This is a genomic window from Vibrio sp. 811 (assembly GCF_033339195.1).
On sequence record NZ_JAWOUB010000470.1, the window covers coordinates 1 to 668 of the forward strand.

At 37.6% G+C, this 668-nt stretch carries 1 protein-coding gene; it reads right to left on the reverse strand.

The annotated features are described in order from the left end of the window. A partial coding sequence (locus tag R7Q46_RS27540) for a LysR family transcriptional regulator (RefSeq protein WP_318078328.1) occupies positions 1-266 on the reverse strand: 266 nt, incomplete at its 3' end. Between the last annotated feature and the right edge of the window lie 402 nt (positions 267-668).

Here is a 668-nt window from a genome sequence, read left to right on the forward strand (position 1 = left end):
AGGCTGGCGGTTGCATGCTGAATGAGCTCCAGAGCTTCTGTTATTTGGGGCAAATAGCGCTTTCCTTCCTCTGTTAGCTCCACGCCGTTTAACCCTCGATGAATGAGAGGAAGCCCAACGAGTTGCTCTAAAGATGCCATCTGTTTACTGACCGCTCCTTGTGTTACGCACAGGTCATCGGCGGCTTTAGAAAAGCTGAGATAGTTAGCCACAGCAACAAAAGTCCTCAATGCACGAATGGAGGGGTACTCACTGCCTTTTATCATTCTTTCAATTCCATTGAATTTGATTAGGCACAGAGTAGAGGATTTGTACTTTTAAGCAAAGCAAGGCACGACGGATGTGTGATTGGCTTCCTTTCTAATAAACACGCAACGCGATATTTCAATGACTGCTTAATGGCTCAAGAATATTCACGCTGTGTATTTTTATTTTGAAAAAACTACAAATTAGCGAGAAGCTTTTTCATTAGTTATATTTATCCTAAATTTATATTGTTTGTGTAAGGTAAATAAATAGCCTGTATTTTGTTTTTTGTACGAGTGTTTTTAGCTAATTGTCAGAATCTTATTAAATTAAAATAGCTTTTCATGAATTTAATATTGGCATTGCTTTTGCAATTTATGATTGGAATTTTCGATAATCAGTTAATTTAGGAGAACGAAATG